The sequence below is a fragment of the Roseibium aestuarii genome (assembly GCF_008477545.1).
GTDB lineage: Bacteria > Pseudomonadota > Alphaproteobacteria > Rhizobiales > Stappiaceae > Roseibium > Roseibium aestuarii.
The window spans coordinates 1-1,936 of the sequence record NZ_VORA01000018.1 but is presented as its reverse complement, the minus strand read 5'-3'; the positions used below and the strand labels follow the sequence as shown (position 1 = coordinate 1,936).

General features: G+C 69.3%; 4 protein-coding genes. All 4 read right to left on the bottom strand.

Annotated elements, in window-relative coordinates; genetic code table 11:
• A partial coding sequence (locus tag FR728_RS19255; protein WP_149894357.1) for an ATP-binding protein occupies positions 1–544 on the bottom strand: 544 nt, incomplete at its 3' end.
• Positions 544–840 (bottom strand): hypothetical protein, encoded by a 297-nt coding sequence (locus FR728_RS19250; protein WP_149894356.1) that lies wholly within the window; start codon positions 838–840, stop codon positions 544–546. The genes FR728_RS19255 and FR728_RS19250, both read right to left, overlap by 1 nt.
• 38 nt (positions 841–878) lie before the next feature.
• Positions 879–1,073 carry a hypothetical protein gene (locus FR728_RS19245; RefSeq protein WP_018303655.1) on the bottom strand — a complete coding sequence of 65 codons (195 nt, stop codon included), beginning with the start codon at positions 1,071–1,073 and terminating at the stop codon, positions 879–881.
• 84 nt (positions 1,074–1,157) lie between these two features.
• Positions 1,158–1,880 (bottom strand): RNA polymerase sigma factor, encoded by a 723-nt coding sequence (locus FR728_RS19240; RefSeq protein WP_149894355.1) that lies wholly within the window; start codon positions 1,878–1,880, stop codon positions 1,158–1,160.
• Positions 1,881–1,936: the final 56 nt, after the last annotated feature.

The window sequence follows — 1,936 nt, the reverse complement described above, 5'->3', positions numbered from 1 at the left end:
GCCGCTCGTCGAGGATGCCCACGAACCAGACATGCTTTCCGCGCGTGTGCTGCAGGTGGGTCAGCCAGCCGATCATCTCGCGGCCGTGCAGCCCGTAGGCGCCGCGGATGTCGGGCTTGCCGGTCTTCTCGGAGAACGCCTCGGGCTGCCCACGGCACCACTGGAAGCAGAGCCGCCCGGCCACCGTGATCGAGTCGATGAAGACGGTCTCGTATTTGCCGATCACTGTGGGATCGCCGTAGCGCCCGCAGACCTCGTCGAAATGCGCCTGACTGTAGGGCTGGTCCTCGCGCAGCGCCGGGTTCGGCCCGCCGATGAACACCGCGAAGTCGCGGCACTCCTTCCAGGTGCGCGGCCGGAGCGTGTCGATCTCCAGCCCCTCGACCGCTAGGTCGCCAGCTTCGAGGTCGAGGAAGAGCGTGGTGGAGGCGTTCAGCGTCCAGAGCAGGCTGGTCTTGCCGATGCCGGACCGGCCGAAGATCACGCCCTTGATCCCCTTGCGTTGCGCGAGCCGCTCGTCGGCGCCGATGATGGGAAGGGCCATCACTGGCCCTCCTTCTTCATCACCGCCGTGGCGGCGCGATCTGCGCCGATGCACCCCGCCTCGCGGGCGAGCTTGTAGAGCCGCTTCAGCGCGTCGGTTCGGCGGTAGGCGGCCGAGTTCTCGCGCTCCGCTTCCACGATCGCGAAGGCGATCTCGTCGACGGTCGCCTCGACGACCGGCAGCGGCTCGCGCGGCTCGTCACCGGCGCGCTGCGGGAGGGCGATGGTTTCGGGGAGGTCTTCGAGGGCGTAGCTCGCGGCGCGAAGACGGGTGATGTCGTCCGGCTGGTCCGGCATGGCTTTTCTCCGTGAGATGATGTGATCGAGGAGGCCCATCACGCGGCCTCGCGGACGTCGGGCGCGGGCTCGGCGACGTAGATCGCCAAGAGCGGCGTCCCGTCGGCATGGGCGCCGGCGTCCTCGATCTGATAGTTGCGGTTGGGCTCGCAGACCTCGGTCAGCTCCCAGCGGCGATAGAGCCCCGGAAGACGCCTGAAATCCTCGAGCGACAGATCGGCAGTGCGGTTCATGCGTGTCTGCTTTCGGTTGGAGGGAAGGCGCTCGGGGCGCTCGAATTGGAAAAGCCACCGGCGGGACCGGATCGGGACATCGGTTCAGGGGATTTCCTCGAGGGCCTCGTGCAGCCGGCGGATGGCGCGCTGATACCGCTTGCGGGCGGCGGCCTCGGTCAGACCCAGTTCGACGGCGACCTCGGCCTGCGAGAAGCCCTCGATCGCCACGCGGATCACCAGCAGGGCGTCGTCGCGGAGCAGCTTCTGCACGGCGCCGTTCAGCCGTGCGTACCCGGCCGCGCCGATCCCGCTGTCGCCGCTGTCCGCCACCTCGTCGGGATCGGCGCAGCTGGCGAGATGTTCGCGTGTCTGGTCGCGCTGGCGCACGCGGATCATGTCGCGCTCGACGTTCCGCAGCACCGTGGCCGCGATCCAGTTGACGCGCCCGAGGTGGAGGCCGCGGACTGCCTCGGTGGTGCGCGCCAGAACATCGGACGCAACCTCGTCGGCGCTGCCGAGCCTGCGCCAGAGCGACCGGCGGCGGATGGCGTCGAGGCCGGGCCAGAGCGCCAGCAACAGCAGCGTCAGGGCGCAGTCGGACGCGGGCCCGTCGCCCTGCGCCGCCCTGACCAGCGCGGAGAGGATCAGGTTTTTCCGGGCGGGATTGCCGGTCGTGCCGTGCAGCCCGTCCAGCAGGGCCGCCGGATCCCGGAACGGTGCGAGGGCGGCCTGTTCACGCCTGACGGCGTCAAAACTGCGCTGGAAGTGAAGGTTGGAGGATGAATGCATGAGGTGATCACGGATCTCGTGCCACGCGAAGGACATCGGACGCCTGCCTTGCGGCCAGGCGTCCGGCGCCTTCTCGTGGCCAGGTCAGGACG

Bases quoted from the DNA above. Each gene is read 5' to 3' on its own strand.
- FR728_RS19250 (WP_149894356.1), bottom strand. From the start codon at position 840: ATGCCGGACCAGCCGGACGACATCACCCGTCTTCGCGCCGCGAGCTAC.
- FR728_RS19245 (WP_018303655.1), bottom strand. From the start codon at position 1,073: ATGAACCGCACTGCCGATCTGTCGCTCGAGGATTTCAGGCGTCTTCCG.
- FR728_RS19240 (WP_149894355.1), bottom strand. From the start codon at position 1,880: ATGTCCTTCGCGTGGCACGAGATCCGTGATCACCTCATGCATTCATCC.